This is a genomic window from Rhodococcus sp. B10 (assembly GCF_011770055.1).
Classification (GTDB): Bacteria; Actinomycetota; Actinomycetes; order Mycobacteriales; family Mycobacteriaceae; genus Rhodococcoides; species Rhodococcoides kyotonensis_B.
Genome location: NZ_JAAFYV010000010.1, coordinates 35,955 through 52,044, shown reverse-complemented (window position 1 = coordinate 52,044; position 16,090 = coordinate 35,955). Strand labels below are relative to the sequence as shown.

Sequence of the window (16,090 nt, the reverse complement as noted above, 5' to 3'; positions counted from 1 at the left end):
TGCGCGGTTGGTACGACCCTGGGCCAACCAACCACGCACGGGCCGCGCAGCGGCACTTAAGCGAACGCGCCCATCACAGGGGTCCATTCGGTGACGACGGACGCCTCGACGAGATTCTCGACCTGGAACGGGTCCTGAGCGAACAGCTCGACCACGGACTCCTGGTCGGTGCCTTCGACGATGATGAGGGCGCCGCTGCCGTCGGCGAACGGGCCGCTGGACACGAGGGTCTTCTTCTCCAGCAGGTCCCTCAGCCATTCGCGGTGCGTCGCACGGTGCGTGTCACGCCCGTCGGTGGTGCTGGGCGAGTACGTGTAGACAACGGAGAACAACGCCATGGAACTTGATTCCTTCGTTCGAGCAATGAGAAAGGGACAGCACGAATCCTGTCAGAGCGACAGCAGCATCCGGGTATTGCCGAGTGTGTTGGGCTTCACGTAGCTCAGATCCAGGAACTCGGCGACGCCGGTGTCGTAGGACCGGCACATCTCGGCGTACACCTCGGCGGTGACCGGGGTGCCGTCGATCTCGGCGAATCCGTGGCGTGCGAAGAAGTCGACCTCGAAGGTGAGTACGAATAGGCGGCCGAGCGACAACTCGCGCGCAACGCTGATCAGCTTCTCGACGATGAGGTGGCCCGCGCCGTGACCCTTGGCCGACGGATCGACCGCGACGGTGCGCACCTCGCCCAGATCCGCCCACAGGACGTGCAGCGCGCCGCAGCCGATGACCGTGCCCGCTCGCTCGGCGACCCAGAACTCCTGCACCGCCTCGTACAGCGTGACGAGGTTCTTCTCCAGCAGGATCTTGCCCGCGTAGATGTCGATCAGCCGCTTGATCTCGGGGATGTCGGACGTGCGCGCGCGTCGAACCTGCAGTTCGTCGCCGCCGTGTGGCCGGGCGACGTCGGTAGGTGCTGGTTCTTCGGTCGCGTCGACGCCCAGTCGACTCGCCCGGTTCGGCGCAGAAGTCATGTGGTGAACAGTAGTCAACGCCCCAACCGATATTCTTTCCGTGTGTCCGTCACCGAAGAGCTTCCCCTGCGGCAAGGACATCGTTGTCGACCGAGCTCGCGCGGGGGCGGGGCAGTATGACCGAACCCGTCGTTCCCAGCTCTCGATTGCCACACGGCAATTCCACGACAGGAAGTTCCGACCCCGTACCGGTCGTCAACATAGCCAACGTGCTCACGGTCCTCCGTATAGCGCTCGTACCCGTGTTTCTCGTCGTCCTGTTCGCCGACGGCGGCCACGACACGACGTGGCGCATCGGCGCGACAGTCGTGTTCGCGGCGGCGGCCATCACCGACAGAATCGACGGCCAGCTTGCCCGGAAGTACGGTCTCGTCACCGACTTCGGCAAGATGGCCGACCCGATAGCCGACAAAGCGCTCATCGGTGCGGCACTGATCGGATTGTCGATACTGGGTGACCTGCCGTGGTGGGTCACCGTCGTCATCGCGGTACGCGAGGTGGGCATCACCCTGGTGCGCTTCGCCGTCATCCGGCACGGCGTCATTCCCGCGGGTCGCGGCGGCAAGGTCAAGACTCTCGTGCAGAGCTTCGCGATCGGCATGTATCTCGCCCCGCTGCCGGACGAAGTTCGCTTCGCATCGGTGACGCTGATGGGACTCGCGGTCTTCCTGACGGTCTACACCGGTCTCGACTACGTCGTACAGGCCGTCCGTCTGCGGCGTGGAGTGTCGTCGTCGTGACGGATCCGCTCGTGGACGGAATCGGGGTGGACCGGCTCGTCGCCGAGCTGACGCGTCGCGGCCAGACCGTCGCGACCGCCGAGTCGCTGACGGCGGGCCTGCTGGCCGCAACCGTGGCAGGCGTCCCCGGCGCGAGCGCGGTGTTGCGCGGCGGACTGGTCGTCTACGCCACCGATCTGAAGTCGACGCTGGCCGGCGTCGATCGCGACGTGCTGGATACCGACGGCCCGGTCGCGGCCACCACGGCCGCCTCCCTCGCGGACGGTGCCCGCCGAACCTGCTCGGCCGACTGGGGCGTCGGACTCACCGGAGTCGCGGGACCCGATTCACAGGACGGGCATCCCGTGGGCACGGTCTTCGTCGGTATCGCGGGCCCCGACGGCACCGACGTGAACGAACTCCGACTGTCGGGCGACCGCTGGACGATCCGACGGGATACAGTCCGTGAAGCCGTGTCGGAACTGCTCCGACGCGTGCTGAGCCGTACGGACGTATAGGGTCGGGAACCAATCGGACCGCGTCGAGCGTTGTAGCTTACGACGGTTCACAGACTCTGAGGAGGAGCGAGATGGCGCTGCTATTGCGTGAAGCACTCGGCGACAGTCTGCGGCGCACTCGCGTTGCGCAGAGTCGCACGTTGCGCGAGGTCTCGAACACCGCCCGCGTCAGCCTCGGATACCTGTCCGAGGTCGAACGTGGACGCAAGGAGGCTTCGAGTGAGCTCCTGAACGCGATCTGCGAAGCTCTGGCGGTTCCGCTGTCCGACGTCCTGAACGACGTCAGCGAGAGCATGTCCGAGTCGACTGCAGCCGAGAAGCCCACTGTCGACGCCGCCGAGCAGTCGCCGCGTATCGCCGGAGACACCCGAGTGGTCATTCCAGCCCCTGCACGCGCACTTGCTGCCGCCTGATTCGTCATCGGCGCTAGTGTGAAACTTGCAGTTCGCACGACACCAGCATCGACCCACACGCGTCTGACGCGGCGCCCTGAGATGGAGGCAGGATCAACCCATGGCTAATCCTTTCGTCAAGGCCTGGAAGTACATGATGGCGCTCTTCAATTCCAAGATCGACGAGAAGGCCGACCCCAAGGTTCAGATTCAGCAGGCAATCGAGGACGCGCAGCGGCAGCATCAGGCGCTGTCCCAGCAGGCCGCCTCGGTGATCGGCAACCAGCGTCAGCTGGAGATGAAGCTGAGCCGTCAACTCGACGAGGTCGAGAAGCTGAATGCGAACGCGCGTCAGGCCGTCACGTTGGCGGACCAGGCAGCTGCCGCGGGTGACACCGAGAAGGCGACGCAGTACACCAACGCGGCCGAGGCGTTCGCCGCTCAGCTGGTCACGGCAGAGCAGGGTGTCGAGGACCTGAAGGTGCTCCACGACCAGTCGTTGCAGGCGGCGTCGCAGGCCAAGAAGGCAGTCGAGCAGAACGCCATGGCGTTGCAGGCGAAGGTCGCCGAGCGCACCAAGCTGCTCAGCCAGCTCGAGCAGGCGAAGATGCAGGAGAAGGTCAGCGAGTCGCTGCGGTCGATGGACAGCACGCTGGCTGCCCCCGGAAACACGCCGAGCCTCGACGCAGTGCGCGACAAGATCGAACGTCGTTACGCGGACGCGCTCGGTTCGGCCGAGCTGGCTCAGAACTCGGTGTCCGGCCGCATGATGGAAGTTCAGCAGGCGTCGGTGCAGATGGCAGGACACAGCAGGCTCGAGCAGATCCGTGCCTCGATGGCGGGCGACTCGCTGCCGTCGGGCAACACGGCCGCGCAGAAGCCGTCGATTGCCAAGCCGAACACCACGCCGGAACCTCCCGTTCAGAACTGACGCGGACAGATTTCTCGGACGATGAACAGCCAGGATCATGGCCGACCACGACAGTGGTCGGCCATGCCCGTTTCGCAGACGGTGCCCCGCGTGCGCGGCGCCGCGAGTTCGGCGCGCAGGATGGGCGAATCGCTCGTCGACGCCGCCAGCCGATGGAACGACCCGCGCCAGAAGCATATTCGTCGAATTCGGCGTGCCCGTCGTCGTGGGTCGTGGTTCGGCGGCGCGTCGGGAGTGTCGGCCGTGTCGACGGCGGGGCTCGCGGTGACGTCGATGCCCGAGTGGACGATGGTCGCCACCGGTGGCAGTGCCCTGGTGCTCGCAGTCCCGGCGGTGTTGGCGATAGGTCACTATCGCACGCTGAAAGCGCAGCCGCTGCCTCCTGCGCGGCCCGGTCGTGCCACGTTGCCGGACCGCTCGTCGGCGGCTCACATGCCCATGAAACGTCTCACCGGTGCCCAGCGGAGTCTGTACGAGCTCACCGGCATACTCGCGCGTTCCGAGTCCGTCGACCCGGTCGAACTGGCGGAGACGACGGATGTCGCCACATCAGCGGCGAACGCACTCACGGCGATGTCGGCCGACGTCGTGTCGATGGAACGCGCGGCCGCGTCGAACAGTGCAGCGGCCGAGCATCTCGCGCCGACGATTCGGGACGCCGCGGACCAGCTGGATCGCGGCGTCGATCAGTTCGAGGAACTCGTCGCCGCTGCTGCACGGTTGACGGCGCCCGCGCAGTTACCGTCGAGCACAATCGACATGCAGCGCGCGGAGCTGACGTCGGCGACCGATCGGCTCGACGGATGGGCGACTGCCCTGGCCGAACTCGCCGAGATCCGGCGTCGTCACCCCTAGGCGAACGGCCTCAGGGTGTTCCCCCATCTTTCCCTGAACTCGCTGCTGACCTGGTGATTTCCCGCTTTCACCGTGTGAGGATCGATCTCGACACACGAAGAAGGGAAAGCCATGCTCTGGAAAATCCTCGGAATCATCGTCCTGGTCTGGATCGCGTTCGCCGTCCTGGGAGCAGTCGTCAAGGGTCTGTTCTGGGTGGCCGTCGCGGCCGCGATCGCGTTCGGAATCTACTGGCTCGTCAAGGCCATCGGCTCGGCCGAGAACCGCGACCTCACGAAGCTGTAGCACTGCCGTGCAGCGGTGACGTCTCGCCGACGAGCACCGTCACCGCTCGCGGGACCGCTCCGATGCGGACCGGAAGTGGCGGAAACCGTTCGCCATCGGCATAAGCGACCATCCCCGGCGCCGTCAATCTCACGTGAGACGAGCGGTGCACGTCGACCTCGGGAAGCTCGACGTGCGTTCCCTTGTACAGCGTGGGGGACAGTCGCACGAGACGTGTCCGCGAACTCGCGCGGACCACGGTGACGTCCAGCAGGCCGTCGTCGACGCGGGCGTCGGGGCAGATCGCCATTCCGCCACCGTACGTGGGTCCGTTGCCCACGGTCACCAGCGTCGCCTCGAGATCGAGTGTCACGTCGTCGAGTTCGATCGAATACGGGATGGGGCGCAGCTTCGTCAGTTCGAGCACCATCGCGAGGTTGTAGCGCAGCGGACCCCGCGGCCATCGGAGCCGGTTGGCGCGCTCGGTGACGAGGCTGTCGAATCCGCTGGACAGTACCGTCGCAAACCATCGATTGTCGGCTCGGCCGAGGTCCATCGTGCGCCGAGAATTGCGTGCGACGATGTCCGCGGCAGCGGCCGGATCGCCGTGCGGCACACCGAGCAACCGCGCAAGATCGTTACCGGTGCCCGCAGGCACCACCGCGAGTGCCGTCGACGTGGTGGCGACGGCCTGCAGGGCGAGATTGACCATGCCGTCACCGCCGACGACCACGACGGTGTCGGACCCGGTGCGGACGATGCGCCGGGTCGCGTCGAGTGCGTCGCCGGGGGTGCGGCCCACCACCGTCGTGACATCCAGACCTCGCTCCCGTAGCCGCGTGGTGACGGCCTCGGTGATGGCGGGCGCACGGCCGTTCCCCGCAACGGGGTTGGTCAGGACCGTGACCGATCGAGTCATGGGATCAGCTTGCCAGGATTCAGAATTCCTGCGGGATCGACCGCGGACTTGATCGAACGAAGGATCGCGGCGCCGACTGCACCGACTTCCTGCGGCATCCACGCGCGGTGGTCGCTGCCGACGCCGTGGTGGTGAGTGACGGTTGCGCCCGACCCCACCATCGCGTCGGTCGCGGCGGCTTTCGCGCCTGTCCACTGAGTGATGGGGTCGGCTGCCGCAGCGCAGACGACGGTGAAGTACAGCGATGCGCCGGTCGCGTAGACGTGCGAGATGTGACACATGACGACGGCCGGAGTCCCTGCGGCACCGAGGGATTCGACGAGCGCACTCGCGACGGCCGTTCGGACGGAATTCAGCGACGACCACCGTGCCGCCGTTTCCAGCGTCTCTGCGAGAGCGCCCACGTCCAGCAGCGAATCGCGGAGGTACGGCGCATCGAAGCGGCCGCGTTCCCAAGCCCGTGCCGCACCCTCGTCGACCGAGGACCCGCCGGAGCGCTCGAGCACGTCGTCGACGTCGGCAACCCGGCGTGCGACGTCGGAGGCAGTTCCGTCGAAGGTCATGATCGCGAGGCAGCCGCCCTGGGGTGCATCGTCGTGACCGGACAGCGCTGCGTTGATGCCGGTTTCGGCCTCGTCGGACAGTCGCATGACCGTCGGCCGACCGGGGAGGTCTGCGATGATGCGGAACGCCTCCGCGCCCGCGGCGAAGTCGGGGAATCGCCATGCGCGGTACGCCGTGGTCTCGGGGGCCTCACGCACCCGGACGGTGACGTCGGTGATGATGCCGAGCGTGCCTTCGGATCCGAGAAACACCTGGCGCAGGTCCGGTCCGGCAGCCGACGCAGGTGCTCGGCCCGGCCGGGCGACACCGGTCGGCGTCACGACGGTGAGCGACTCGACCATGTCGTCGAATCGACCGTATCCCGCCGACGCTTGTCCCGACGACCGCGTCGCGGCGAACCCGCCGATGGTGGCGTACTGGAAGGACTGTGGGAAATGCCCGAGTGTGAGGCCGTGTCGGCCCAACAGTTCTTCGGCCTCGGGGCCGGTCACACCCGCCTGGAGTACAGCGGTTCTCGAATCCAGGTCGAGATCCGTCAGCGCACACATCCGTCGGGTGCTGACTGCCACGACGGCGTCGAACCAGTCACGTACCGGATCGAGACCGCCGACGACGCTCGTGCCACCGCCGAACGGGACCACCGCGATCGAGGCGTCGCTGCAGAATCTCAAGATCGCTTCGACCTGACGAGCGTCGGCAGGGAAGACGACGGCGTCGGGCGCGGACTGTGCGTCGGGACTGCGTCGGTTCAGCAGATCGATCGTGCTCTTGCCGCCGAGATGCAACAGCCGCACCGCGTCGCCCGTCGCCACGTGGTTCTCGCCGACGATCTCTTCCAGCGCACGCCGCGCGTCGTGGGTCAGTGCGCTCGAGGTCAGTCGGACGTCGGAGGCGTTCCGGTGCGCGGATTCCGGTGCGTCGAGCCCGAGGACGGTACGCAGGACGGAGCGCGTACGCGCAGGCAGCGGTGTGTGGTGCTCGCGCAACCCCCACGCGTCCCACGCCATCATCGGCGCGCGCGATGCGGGCCGCTCCACCGAGGGTTGTTCGCGCATGATCTATAGTGTTACACAGCATAGGTGTTTGTAACTCGGCAAGCGCGAGTTGCTCCGATGTCTTCTGCGAACGGGGTGTAGTGGTGGTCGAGCCGTCCGTCGTCCAGAGTGTCGCAACCGAAGCGCCGAGGACCGAAGTGACGCAGACCGTCGACGATCAAGTGCTCGACGCCGCGCGCTCGTGCATTCTCGAATTCGGTGTCCGGCGAACCACTTTGGCCGAGATCGCACGCCGCGCAAAGGTCAGTCGGCCTACCGTCTACCGGCGTTGGGCGGACACGCGCGCCGTGGTGTCGAGTCTTCTCACGCGTGAGATCGGCTCGGTGATGCCGTCGTTCGAGGCCGGTGCCGAGGCCCGCGAACAGCTCGCGTCCGCGGTGTCCGTCGTCGCCGATCGGGTGCGGCTCCACCCGTTGTTCGTCAAGATCCTTCGATCCGACCCCGACATTCTCGCGACCTACATCCTGCATCGGCTCGGAACCAGCCAATCGCTCATCATCGACGCTCTGGCGCCGATCCTCGAGAGCGGCCAGCGGGACGGTTCCATTCGTGAGGGACAGCCGGTCCACATGGCGACGGTGTTGCTGTTGATGGTCCAATCCGCCGTTCAGTCCGCCGAGATGGTGGCCGACAGAATTCCCGGTGACGTTCTGGTCGCCGAATTCGCGTACGCCGTCGACGCCTACCTACGTCCACGCGTCGAGTGACGCCTGCGGCGAGCACACGGCTCGACGGCGACCGCCGTCGGCGAGAACTCGCAGCGCTGTTCGACGGCTCGTCGGTCGACGTACTCGTCGTCGGCGGGGGCATCACGGGAGCGGGTATCGCGCTCGACGCCGCGTCGCGCGGACTTCGAACCGTGTTGGTGGACAAGCACGATCTCGCATTCGGCACGAGCCGGTGGAGTTCGAAGCTCGTCCACGGTGGTCTCCGGTACCTCGCGTCGGGCAATGTCGCCATCGCACACGAGAGTGCCGTCGAGCGAGGCATTCTGATGACGCGCACCGCTCCTCATCTGATTCGTCGTCTGGCTCAGGTCGTTCCACTTCTCCCGGAGGTGTCGCGGTCGTCTGCCACGGTCGTGCGCGCCGGATTCCTGGCCGGTGACGTGCTGCGGCGATCCGCAGGCACTTCCGTTGCAGTACTGCCGAATTCGCGGTCCACCGGTGCCGATGCCGTCGCGGCGCAGGTGCCGATCGTGCAGCGACACGGGTTACGCGGGGGTCTGATGGCGTGGGACGGCCAACTCGTCGACGACGCGCGTCTCGTCGTCGCCGTCGCGCGGACGGCCGCGCTGCACGGTGCGTCGATCCTGACGGGTGTGGCCGCGTCGGAGGTCGATCGCACGTCGGCGCTGCTGACGGACGGGGACACCGGCGCGTCGACGCGAGTGCGCGCAGGCGTCGTCGTCAACGCAGCGGGGGTGTGGGCAGGCCAGGTCGATCCACGAATCTCGTTGCGGCCCAGCAGGGGAACGCATCTCGTGTTCGACGCGTCCACGTTCGGCGGGATGACGAGTTCGTTGACCATTCCGATTCCGGGGGAGCGGAACCGGTTCGTGTTCGCGATGCCTGCACCGCACGGCCGCGTCTACGTGGGACTGACGGACGTCGCGACCGACGGACCCATTCCCGACGAGCCGCGCGCGACCGACGACGAGATCGAGTTCCTGCTCGACGTCGTGGGTACCGCCGTCGATCCCGCACCGACGGTGTTCGACGTCGTGGGTACCTTCGCCGGTCTTCGGCCGTTGCTCGACTCGGGCGGTAGGAATTCGGCCGCTACGCGCACTGCCGACGTCTCGCGTCGGCATGCGATTCTCGACGACGGCGACGGACCGATCGGTGTCGTGGGCGGGAAGCTGACGACGTATCGCAGGATGGCCGAGCATGCCGTCGACGCCGCTGTCGCCGCGACGAGACTGACTGCGGGTCCCTGCAGGACCGCGTCGATTCCGTTGGTCGGCGCAGGGCCGATCGCGGAGCCGGTCCCGGAGCGGCTCGTGACCCGATACGGTGCGGAGGCTGCGCTCGTGGCCGCCCTCGCCGACACGATGCCCGACGGCACTGCGCCCGTCGCGGACGGAATCGACGTGTCCGTCGCCGAACTCGCGTTCGCGGTGCGCTACGAAGGAGCCCGCACCGTTGCCGATCTCCTCGATCGACGGACGAGAATCGGCTTGGTGGAAGCGGATCGCGAACGGGCGGTCGACGCGGCGACACGGGTGCTCGCCGAACACGACTAGCAACCCGCGGGTGTGGCACGCTGAGCGTCGTGCGAGTAGCGGTGGTGGCGGGACCTGATCCAGGACATGCTTTTCCGGCGATCGCACTGTGCCTGAGGCTGATCGAGGCGGGCGACAGTCCGGTTCTGTTCACCGGGTCCCGATGGCTGGTTGCGGGCACCGAGGCCGGCATCGACACTCGCTTGCTGAAGGGACTCGCGCCGCGCCCAGAGGACGACGACATGGATGCGGGTCAGCGCATTCACGCGCGCGCCGCGTTCATCTCGACCGAGTTGCTTCCCGATCTCAGGGACGTAGCACCCGACCTCGTCGTGTCCGACATCCTGACGGCGGGAGGAGGTATCGCTGCCGAACGTCTCGGCATTCCCTGGGTCGAGCTCGCGCCGCACCCCTTGTACGCGCCGTCGAAGGGCTTGCCGCCCATCGGCAGTGGGCTCGCCCCAGGAACCGGTATCCGCGGGAGGATCCGCGACGCACTCATGCGGTCCGCGACGGGACGGTCCATCGCGCGCGGCAAGGCGCAGCGCGGTGTCGCGCGCGAGAGCGTGGGTCTGCCTGCGGAGGATCCTGGGCCCGTTGCACGTCTGATCGCGACCATCCCCGCACTCGAGGTCCCGAGGCCGGACTGGCCCGCGGAGGCACACGTCGTCGGCCCGCTGTTGTGGGAGCCGACGGCCGAGACGTTGTCGGTCCCGGACGGCTCGGGTCCCGTCGTGATGGTGGCGCCGTCGACGGCGTTCACCGGCGCGCACGGCATGCTCGACGCGACCCTGGAGGGCCTGTCCGGACGTGGCGTCCGGGTGGTCGCGTCGATGCTCGACGAACCGCCCGCCGATCTACCGAGCTGGGCCAACGCGGGCCTGGGGCGTCAGGACGAGCTGCTGACGCACGCGGACGTCGTCGTCTGCGGCGGCGGACACGGCATGCTCGCGAAAGCGCTGATCCACGGAGTACCCGTCGTCGCGATTCCCGGAGGCGGGGATCAATGGGAGCTCGCCAATCGCGCCGAACGGCAGGGGAGTGCCGTCGTGGTTCGGCCGCCGAGCCCACAGGCAGTGGCCGACGCGGTTCTGCGTGTGATCGAGGATGCGGCGTTCGCACGTGCCGCGGAGGCGGCCGCAGCCGGTGCGGCCGACGTGAAGGACCCCGTGGAGGTCTGCCACCGCGCGCTGGGGTGACGCATCGTCGGTTACGGTTGACGTGTGCGTCTGACCGAGTTTCGTGAGTTGCTGACAGAAGAGTTCGGCCAGGTTCGGGGAGATTCCATGCTCGTCGATCACGTCATCCAGAGCCTGGGCGGGCAGACCGGGGCCGAAGCGATCGAAGCCGGGGTAGATCCACGCGACGTGTGGCGTGCCCTGTGCAGCGAATTCGACGTGCCGCGCGATCGCTGGTGAAAGTTCCGTCGGCGTGTCGATAGCCCGAATCGAACTATCGAACACGTGTTCGCCTATGCTGGTGTCATTCGGTGCGCAGCGGTTCGAGACGTTTTCTGTCGGTGCCTAGCTCTACCGTTACCGGCAACACGTTCGACGCGAAGCTGAACGAGACCATACGAGGAGATCACGATGCCTGCTTACGATCGCGACAAAGCGCTCGATCTCGCCCTTGCGCAGATCGACAAGAACTTCGGCAAGGGATCGGTGATGCGCCTCGGTGACGAGGTTCGTCAGCCGATCGCTGTCATTCCCACCGGCTCGATTGCTCTGGACGTCGCGCTCGGCATCGGCGGACTGCCGCGCGGCCGCGTCATCGAGGTCTACGGTCCGGAATCCTCCGGTAAGACCACGGTTGCGTTGCACGCTGTGGCGAATGCGCAGCGCAACGGCGGAATCGCCGCGTTCATCGACGCGGAACACGCACTCGATCCCGACTACGCCAAGAAGCTCGGCGTCGACACCGATGCGCTGCTGGTCTCTCAGCCGGACACCGGTGAGCAGGCGCTCGAGATCGCGGACATGCTGATTCGCTCCGGCGCACTCGACATCCTGGTCATCGACTCGGTGGCAGCGCTCGTGCCGCGCGCCGAGATCGAGGGCGAGATGGGTGACAGCCACGTCGGTCTGCAGGCTCGCCTGATGAGCCAGGCGCTGCGCAAGATGACCGGTGCTCTGAGCAACTCGGGCACCACGGCGATCTTCATCAACCAGCTGCGCGAGAAGATCGGTGTCATGTTCGGATCGCCGGAGACCACCACCGGTGGTAAGGCGCTCAAGTTCTACTCGTCCGTCCGCCTCGACGTTCGTCGTATCGAAACCCTCAAGGACGGTACCGAGGCAGTCGGTAACCGTACGCGCGTGAAGATCGTCAAGAACAAGGTCGCACCGCCGTTCAAGCAGGCCGAGTTCGACATCCTGTACGGCAAGGGCATCAGCCGCGAGGGCTCGTTGATCGACATGGGCGTCGAGCACGGGTTCATCCGCAAGTCGGGCTCGTGGTTCACCTACGACGGTGACCAGCTCGGCCAGGGCAAGGAGAACGCCCGTAAGTTCCTGCTCGAGAACCCGGACGTTCGCGACGAGATCGAGAAGAAGATCATGGAGAAGCTCCAGATCGGCGCCGACGTCACGGCCACCGACGACGCGGCTGCTCCGGTCGACTTCTGACGCTCCGATGCCGGCAGTGGAGGGTGGTGGAACCGAAGCGCAGGCGAAGGACGTCTGCCTTCGGTTGCTGACCGACCGTGCTCGGAGTCGTCACGAGCTCGAGACGAGTCTGGCGAAGAAGGGCTTCTCTGCGGAGGTGTCCACTGCCGTTCTTGCTCGTCTCGAAGCGGCCAAGCTCGTCGACGACGCCGCGTTCGCGGAGCAGTGGGTGCACTCGCGGCACACGTACTCCGGCAAGGGCAAGCGTGCGATCGGCCTGGAACTCCGCAACAAGGGTGTCACGGGTGCGCACGCGCAGAACGCGCTGGATCAGATCGACAGCGACGACGAACGCGCACGCGCAACGGAACTGGTCCGCAAGAAGTGTCGAACGCTTCGGCTGCCGAGTCCGAATGACCCCGATGCGCGTGCAGAACGAGACAAGATAGTCCGCAGGCTCGTCGGAATGCTTGCGCGCCGGGGCTATTCGCAGGGCATGGCGTTCGGAATCGTCAAGTCCGAACTCGATGCGCTCGGCGCCGACACCGAAGACTTCGACGGTGAACACCTCGGGTGATCGTCCACCCGTAACTACCGTCGAAAACGCGAGGCCCGCAACACGATCGATCCGTGTTGCGGGCCTCGCCTCGTATGTGGGCGCCTCGTAGATCAGGATCCCGTGGAGATCAGGCTGCTCCGGCCGGACCGCCACCGAAGTCCGCGGCTGCCACCACACCGCCGCCGCCGGTCCTGCGCTTCTTCTGCCGCATCCGTCGTTCGACGACGGTCGCGAGCTTCGTCAGCAGCGAGTTCACGATGATCATGATGATCGCGACGATGATCAGAGCCGGCAGGTAGTTGCCGTAGAACGCACCGACCTGCTGACCGGCGCGGACCACTTCGACGTAACCGATGAGGTAGCCGAGCGCGGAGTCCTTCAAGGCGACGACCATCTGCGAGATGATGGCAGGCAGCATCGCCGTGATCGCCTGCGGCAGCAGGACGATTCTCATGACCTGGCCCTTACGCATACCGAGCGCCGAGGCGGCTTCGGTCTGGCCCTTCGGCAGCGAATTGACGCCCGCGCGAACGATTTCCGCGATGACCGAACCGTTGTACAGCGTCAGGCCGGTGACCACCGCGGCGAGAGCCAGGTACTTGACCTTGAAGACCTCGTACTCCGCGTACACCGCGTAGAGGAAGATCATCAGGATCAGAACCGGCACTGCTCGGAACAATTCGACGATCACGCCGCTGACGACGCGGACCGACCGATGATCGGACAGTCGGCCGATGCCGAGGACTGCACCGAGGATCAGCGCGAAGACGATCGACAGCGCGGCCGCGACCAAGGTGCCCTGGAGACCCGGCAAGAGGTAGGTGGTCCAGGTCGTCGATTCGAGGAACGGATCCCATTTGTCCGACGTCAACTGGCCTTTGGCGTCGAGCGCGCGGTAGATCAGGTAGGCGATGCCGAGGGACACCACCAGCACGACACCGGACAGGATGCGATAGCGAATTCGCGCTTTGGGTCCTGGAACGTCGTAGAGAACCGCTACGGCGTCACTCATCACTTCACCGCCAATCGCTTGCTGAGGTAGCCGAACAGAAGCCCGGTCGGAAGCGTCAGGATGACGAAGCCGAGTGCGAAGATGCCACCGACGACGAAGATCGCGGCCTCGTTCTCGATCATCGTCTTCATGAGCAGCGAGGCTTCCGCGACGCCGATCACGGACGCGATGGTCGTGTTCTTGGTCAGTGCGATCAGGACGCTGCCGAGCGGCCCGATCACGGCTCGAAACGCCTGTGGGAGAACGACGATCGTGATGTTCTGGGTGAACGTCATACCGAGCGAACGGCCCGCTTCGGCTTGACCGACCGGAACGGTGTTGATGCCGGACCTCAGCGACTCGGCGACGAACGACGCCGTGTAGACACTCAGTCCGAGAATCGCGAGCCGGAAGTTGTTGTCCACCAAGAACGTCGGAGAATCCTGAGGCGCCAGTGCGACACCCATCGTCTGGTACAGGCCGAACGACGTGAACAGAATGATCAGCGTCAGGGGAGTGTTACGGAAGATCGTGACGTATCCGGTGGCGATGGCGCGCGCGATCGGAATCGGTGACACGCGCATCGCCGCGATGATGGTACCGATGATCAGGGCGCCGATCGCGGACAGAACCGTCAACTTGATGGTCATGATGAACGCGTCGACGAGTTGATCGCCGTACTTGCTCAGAAGGTTCAATGTGGGGATGTCCTATCGGCTCGAATGGGCCGCCTCGCCCCGGTGCGCCGACATTCGGTGCGCACCAGGGCGAGGCGCAGAGCGTCAGTAACGGTCGACGGTCGGCTCGGCGGGCAGCTCGTACCCGGATGCACCGACGGTCTCCTCGAACGCGGTCGCCCATGCGCCGCTCGTGACCATCTCCTCGATGGCGTCGTTGATCTGGTTGCGTCCCTCGGTGTCGTCCTTCGCGAGGCCGATGCCGTAGTTCTCGGTGGTGAACGGCTCTCCGACGACCTTCAGCTCACCGGGGTACTGCGCCGCGTAGCCGGCGAGAATGATGTCGTCGGTGGTGACGGCGTCGACGGCGCCGTTACGCAGGGCCTCGACGCATGCGGAGTAGGTGTCGTACTCCTGGAGCTGGACGTCCTGGGCGTACTTGTCCTTCACGTTCTGTGCCGGGGTGGAACCGGTGACCGAGCACAGCTTCTTGCCGCCGTTGAGCGAGTCGGGGCCCGTGATGTCGGTGTTGCTCTCGGAGACCAGGAGCGACTGTCCGGCAACGAAATACGGTCCGGCGAAGCCGACCTTCTCCTTGCGGGCGTCGGTGATCGAGTAGGTAGCGACGACGTAGTCGACCTCGCCGTTCTGGATCAAGGTCTCGCGCTGTGCGGACGGAGCTTCCTTGAATTCGATGTTCTCCTCGGACACGCCGAGCTGTCCGGCGACGTACTTGGCGACCTCGACGTCGAAGCCGCTGAAGGTGCCGTCGGGGTTGCGGAGGCCGAGGCCGGGCTGGTCGTACTTGATGCCGACGATCAAGTTGCCGCTCTCTGCGCTCGACGAGACGCTGCGTGCCTCTTCGCCGCCGCCGCAGGCGGTAGCGACGACGGCGAGAGCTGCGATCCCGGCAGCGAAGCGAAGCGTGCGGTTGATTCTCACTGGTGTTCCTCCATGGTTGGTCCTGCGAGTGATGCTGTGACGGTGAATGATCCGACGAGCTCGAACACGCTCAGTGTCCGAGGATCTTGCCCAGGAAGTCCTTGGCGCGGTCCGATTTCGGCGACGTGAAGAACGTCTCCGGGTCGGTGTCCTCGACGACGGCGCCGTCGGCCATGAAGATGACGCGGTCGCCTGCCTTGCGCGCGAAGCCCATCTCGTGGGTGACGACGAGCATCGTCATGCCTTCCTTCGCGAGCGAGGTCATGACGTCGAGCACTTCGTTGACCATTTCGGGGTCGAGTGCGGACGTCGGCTCGTCGAACAGCATGACCTTCGGGTTCATGGCGAGGGAGCGTGCGATGGCGACGCGCTGCTGCTGTCCACCTGACAGCTGTGCGGGGTACTTGTCGGCCTGGTTGGCGATCCCGACGCGTTCGAGGAGCTTCAGCGCGTTCTCGCGTGCCTCGTCCTTCTTCAGCTTGCGCACCTTGAGCGGAGCCAGCATGACGTTCTCGAGAATCGTCTTGTGCGCGAACAGGTTGAACGATTGGAACACCATGCCGACGTCCGCACGCAACGCGGCAAGCGCCTTGCCTTCGGCGGGGAGGACGGAACCGTCGACCTCGATCGTGCCGGAATCGATGGGCTCGAGCCGGTTGATGGTGCGGCACAAGGTCGACTTACCCGAACCGGACGGTCCGAGCACGATCACGACCTGACCGGTCGGTACGTCCAGATCGATGTTCTTGAGGACGTGCAGATCGCCGAAGTGCTTGTCAACCGACTTCAGTGAGATCATCGGGGGTCGCTTGGCAAGAGCGCCGGAGGCCGGCGCGTCGGTAGCGTGCGTCATACGGCAGAACCCTATTCGTAGTTTGGTTGTCGGCAGCGCTTTTCACC

20 protein-coding genes are annotated in these 16,090 nt (G+C 65.9%); 12 read left to right on the top strand and 8 right to left on the bottom strand.

Annotation, left to right across the window (positions count from 1 at the left end; genetic code table 11):
* Window positions 1-56: 56 nt before the first annotated feature.
* Entirely contained in the window at window positions 57-338 is a 282-nt protein-coding gene (locus tag RhoFasB10_RS08880; RefSeq protein WP_167676084.1) for a YciI family protein, read from the bottom strand.
* A 51-nt stretch (window positions 339-389) separates the two neighbouring features.
* Entirely contained in the window at window positions 390-878 is a 489-nt protein-coding gene (locus tag RhoFasB10_RS08875; RefSeq protein ID WP_068429204.1) for an amino-acid N-acetyltransferase, read from the bottom strand.
* Between the two features lie 212 nt (window positions 879-1,090).
* On the opposite strand from RhoFasB10_RS08875, the gene pgsA reads away from it, so the two are divergent.
* From pgsA to RhoFasB10_RS08845, 6 genes are all read left to right on the top strand, one after another.
* Window positions 1,091-1,714, top strand: coding sequence for a CDP-diacylglycerol--glycerol-3-phosphate 3-phosphatidyltransferase (gene pgsA / locus RhoFasB10_RS08870; RefSeq protein WP_068428868.1), 624 nt, complete (start codon window positions 1,091-1,093; stop codon window positions 1,712-1,714).
* Complete coding sequence (locus RhoFasB10_RS08865) at window positions 1,711-2,211, top strand: nicotinamide-nucleotide amidohydrolase family protein (RefSeq protein ID WP_167676082.1); 501 nt, start codon at window positions 1,711-1,713, stop codon at window positions 2,209-2,211. Before pgsA ends, RhoFasB10_RS08865 begins: the two co-directional genes overlap by 4 nt.
* Before the next feature lie 71 nt (window positions 2,212-2,282).
* Window positions 2,283-2,624: a helix-turn-helix transcriptional regulator gene (locus tag RhoFasB10_RS08860; RefSeq protein ID WP_114332584.1), complete on the top strand. Its 342-nt coding sequence runs from the start codon at window positions 2,283-2,285 to the stop codon at window positions 2,622-2,624.
* Between the two features lie 100 nt (window positions 2,625-2,724).
* On the top strand, window positions 2,725-3,534 hold the full coding sequence (gene pspA, locus RhoFasB10_RS08855) for a phage shock protein PspA (RefSeq protein WP_068428877.1): 810 nt from the start codon (window positions 2,725-2,727) through the stop codon (window positions 3,532-3,534).
* Between the two features lie 63 nt (window positions 3,535-3,597).
* Entirely contained in the window at window positions 3,598-4,389 is a 792-nt protein-coding gene (locus RhoFasB10_RS08850) for a hypothetical protein (protein WP_167676080.1), read from the top strand.
* 111 nt (window positions 4,390-4,500) lie between these two features.
* A complete protein-coding gene (locus RhoFasB10_RS08845) occupies window positions 4,501-4,674 on the top strand; it encodes a hypothetical protein (protein ID WP_165839664.1) in 174 nt (57 codons plus the stop codon).
* Here the strand turns inward: RhoFasB10_RS08845 and RhoFasB10_RS08840 are convergent.
* Together RhoFasB10_RS08840 and RhoFasB10_RS08835 are read right to left on the bottom strand one after the other, a co-directional pair.
* Window positions 4,661-5,572 (bottom strand): diacylglycerol kinase, encoded by a 912-nt coding sequence (locus RhoFasB10_RS08840; protein WP_167676078.1) that lies wholly within the window; start codon window positions 5,570-5,572, stop codon window positions 4,661-4,663. The genes RhoFasB10_RS08845 and RhoFasB10_RS08840 overlap by 14 nt on opposite strands.
* Window positions 5,569-7,191: an FAD-binding oxidoreductase gene (locus RhoFasB10_RS08835; RefSeq protein WP_068428885.1), complete on the bottom strand. Its 1,623-nt coding sequence runs from the start codon at window positions 7,189-7,191 to the stop codon at window positions 5,569-5,571. Before RhoFasB10_RS08835 ends, RhoFasB10_RS08840 begins: the two co-directional genes overlap by 4 nt.
* A gap of 137 nt (window positions 7,192-7,328) precedes the next feature.
* Here RhoFasB10_RS08835 and RhoFasB10_RS08830 point away from each other — a divergent pair, with 137 nt between their 5' ends.
* From RhoFasB10_RS08830 to RhoFasB10_RS08805, 6 genes are all read left to right on the top strand, one after another.
* Window positions 7,329-7,898: a TetR/AcrR family transcriptional regulator gene (locus RhoFasB10_RS08830; RefSeq protein WP_068429205.1), complete on the top strand. Its 570-nt coding sequence runs from the start codon at window positions 7,329-7,331 to the stop codon at window positions 7,896-7,898.
* Window positions 7,895-9,436 (top strand): glycerol-3-phosphate dehydrogenase/oxidase, encoded by a 1,542-nt coding sequence (locus RhoFasB10_RS08825; protein ID WP_167676076.1) that lies wholly within the window; start codon window positions 7,895-7,897, stop codon window positions 9,434-9,436. Before RhoFasB10_RS08830 ends, RhoFasB10_RS08825 begins: the two co-directional genes overlap by 4 nt.
* A gap of 29 nt (window positions 9,437-9,465) precedes the next feature.
* Window positions 9,466-10,614, top strand: a complete 1,149-nt coding sequence (locus RhoFasB10_RS08820) for a nucleotide disphospho-sugar-binding domain-containing protein (protein ID WP_346764371.1) — start codon at window positions 9,466-9,468, stop codon at window positions 10,612-10,614.
* 24 nt (window positions 10,615-10,638) lie between these two features.
* Window positions 10,639-10,833, top strand: a complete 195-nt coding sequence (locus RhoFasB10_RS08815) for a DUF3046 domain-containing protein (protein ID WP_068428893.1) — start codon at window positions 10,639-10,641, stop codon at window positions 10,831-10,833.
* Window positions 10,834-11,004: 171 nt separating this feature from the next.
* Window positions 11,005-12,042, top strand: coding sequence for a recombinase RecA (gene recA / locus RhoFasB10_RS08810; RefSeq protein ID WP_068428896.1), 1,038 nt, complete (start codon window positions 11,005-11,007; stop codon window positions 12,040-12,042).
* 7 nt (window positions 12,043-12,049) lie between these two features.
* On the top strand, window positions 12,050-12,598 hold the full coding sequence (locus RhoFasB10_RS08805) for a regulatory protein RecX (protein ID WP_068428899.1): 549 nt from the start codon (window positions 12,050-12,052) through the stop codon (window positions 12,596-12,598).
* A 109-nt stretch (window positions 12,599-12,707) separates the two neighbouring features.
* On the opposite strand, the gene RhoFasB10_RS08800 is transcribed toward RhoFasB10_RS08805, so the two are convergent.
* The 4 genes from RhoFasB10_RS08800 to RhoFasB10_RS08785 all read right to left on the bottom strand — a co-directional run bounded on the left by RhoFasB10_RS08800 (window position 12,708) and on the right by RhoFasB10_RS08785 (window position 15,989).
* The gene (locus tag RhoFasB10_RS08800; protein WP_068428900.1) at window positions 12,708-13,592 is read right to left on the bottom strand and encodes an amino acid ABC transporter permease; all 885 of its coding nucleotides are present in this window, start codon (window positions 13,590-13,592) and stop codon (window positions 12,708-12,710) included.
* Complete coding sequence (locus tag RhoFasB10_RS08795) at window positions 13,592-14,269, bottom strand: amino acid ABC transporter permease (protein ID WP_068428901.1); 678 nt, start codon at window positions 14,267-14,269, stop codon at window positions 13,592-13,594. Before RhoFasB10_RS08795 ends, RhoFasB10_RS08800 begins: the two co-directional genes overlap by 1 nt.
* A gap of 84 nt (window positions 14,270-14,353) precedes the next feature.
* Entirely contained in the window at window positions 14,354-15,190 is an 837-nt protein-coding gene (locus tag RhoFasB10_RS08790) for a glutamate ABC transporter substrate-binding protein (RefSeq protein ID WP_068428906.1), read from the bottom strand.
* A gap of 70 nt (window positions 15,191-15,260) precedes the next feature.
* A complete protein-coding gene (locus RhoFasB10_RS08785; RefSeq protein ID WP_174551469.1) occupies window positions 15,261-15,989 on the bottom strand; it encodes an amino acid ABC transporter ATP-binding protein in 729 nt (242 codons plus the stop codon).
* Window positions 15,990-16,090: the final 101 nt, after the last annotated feature.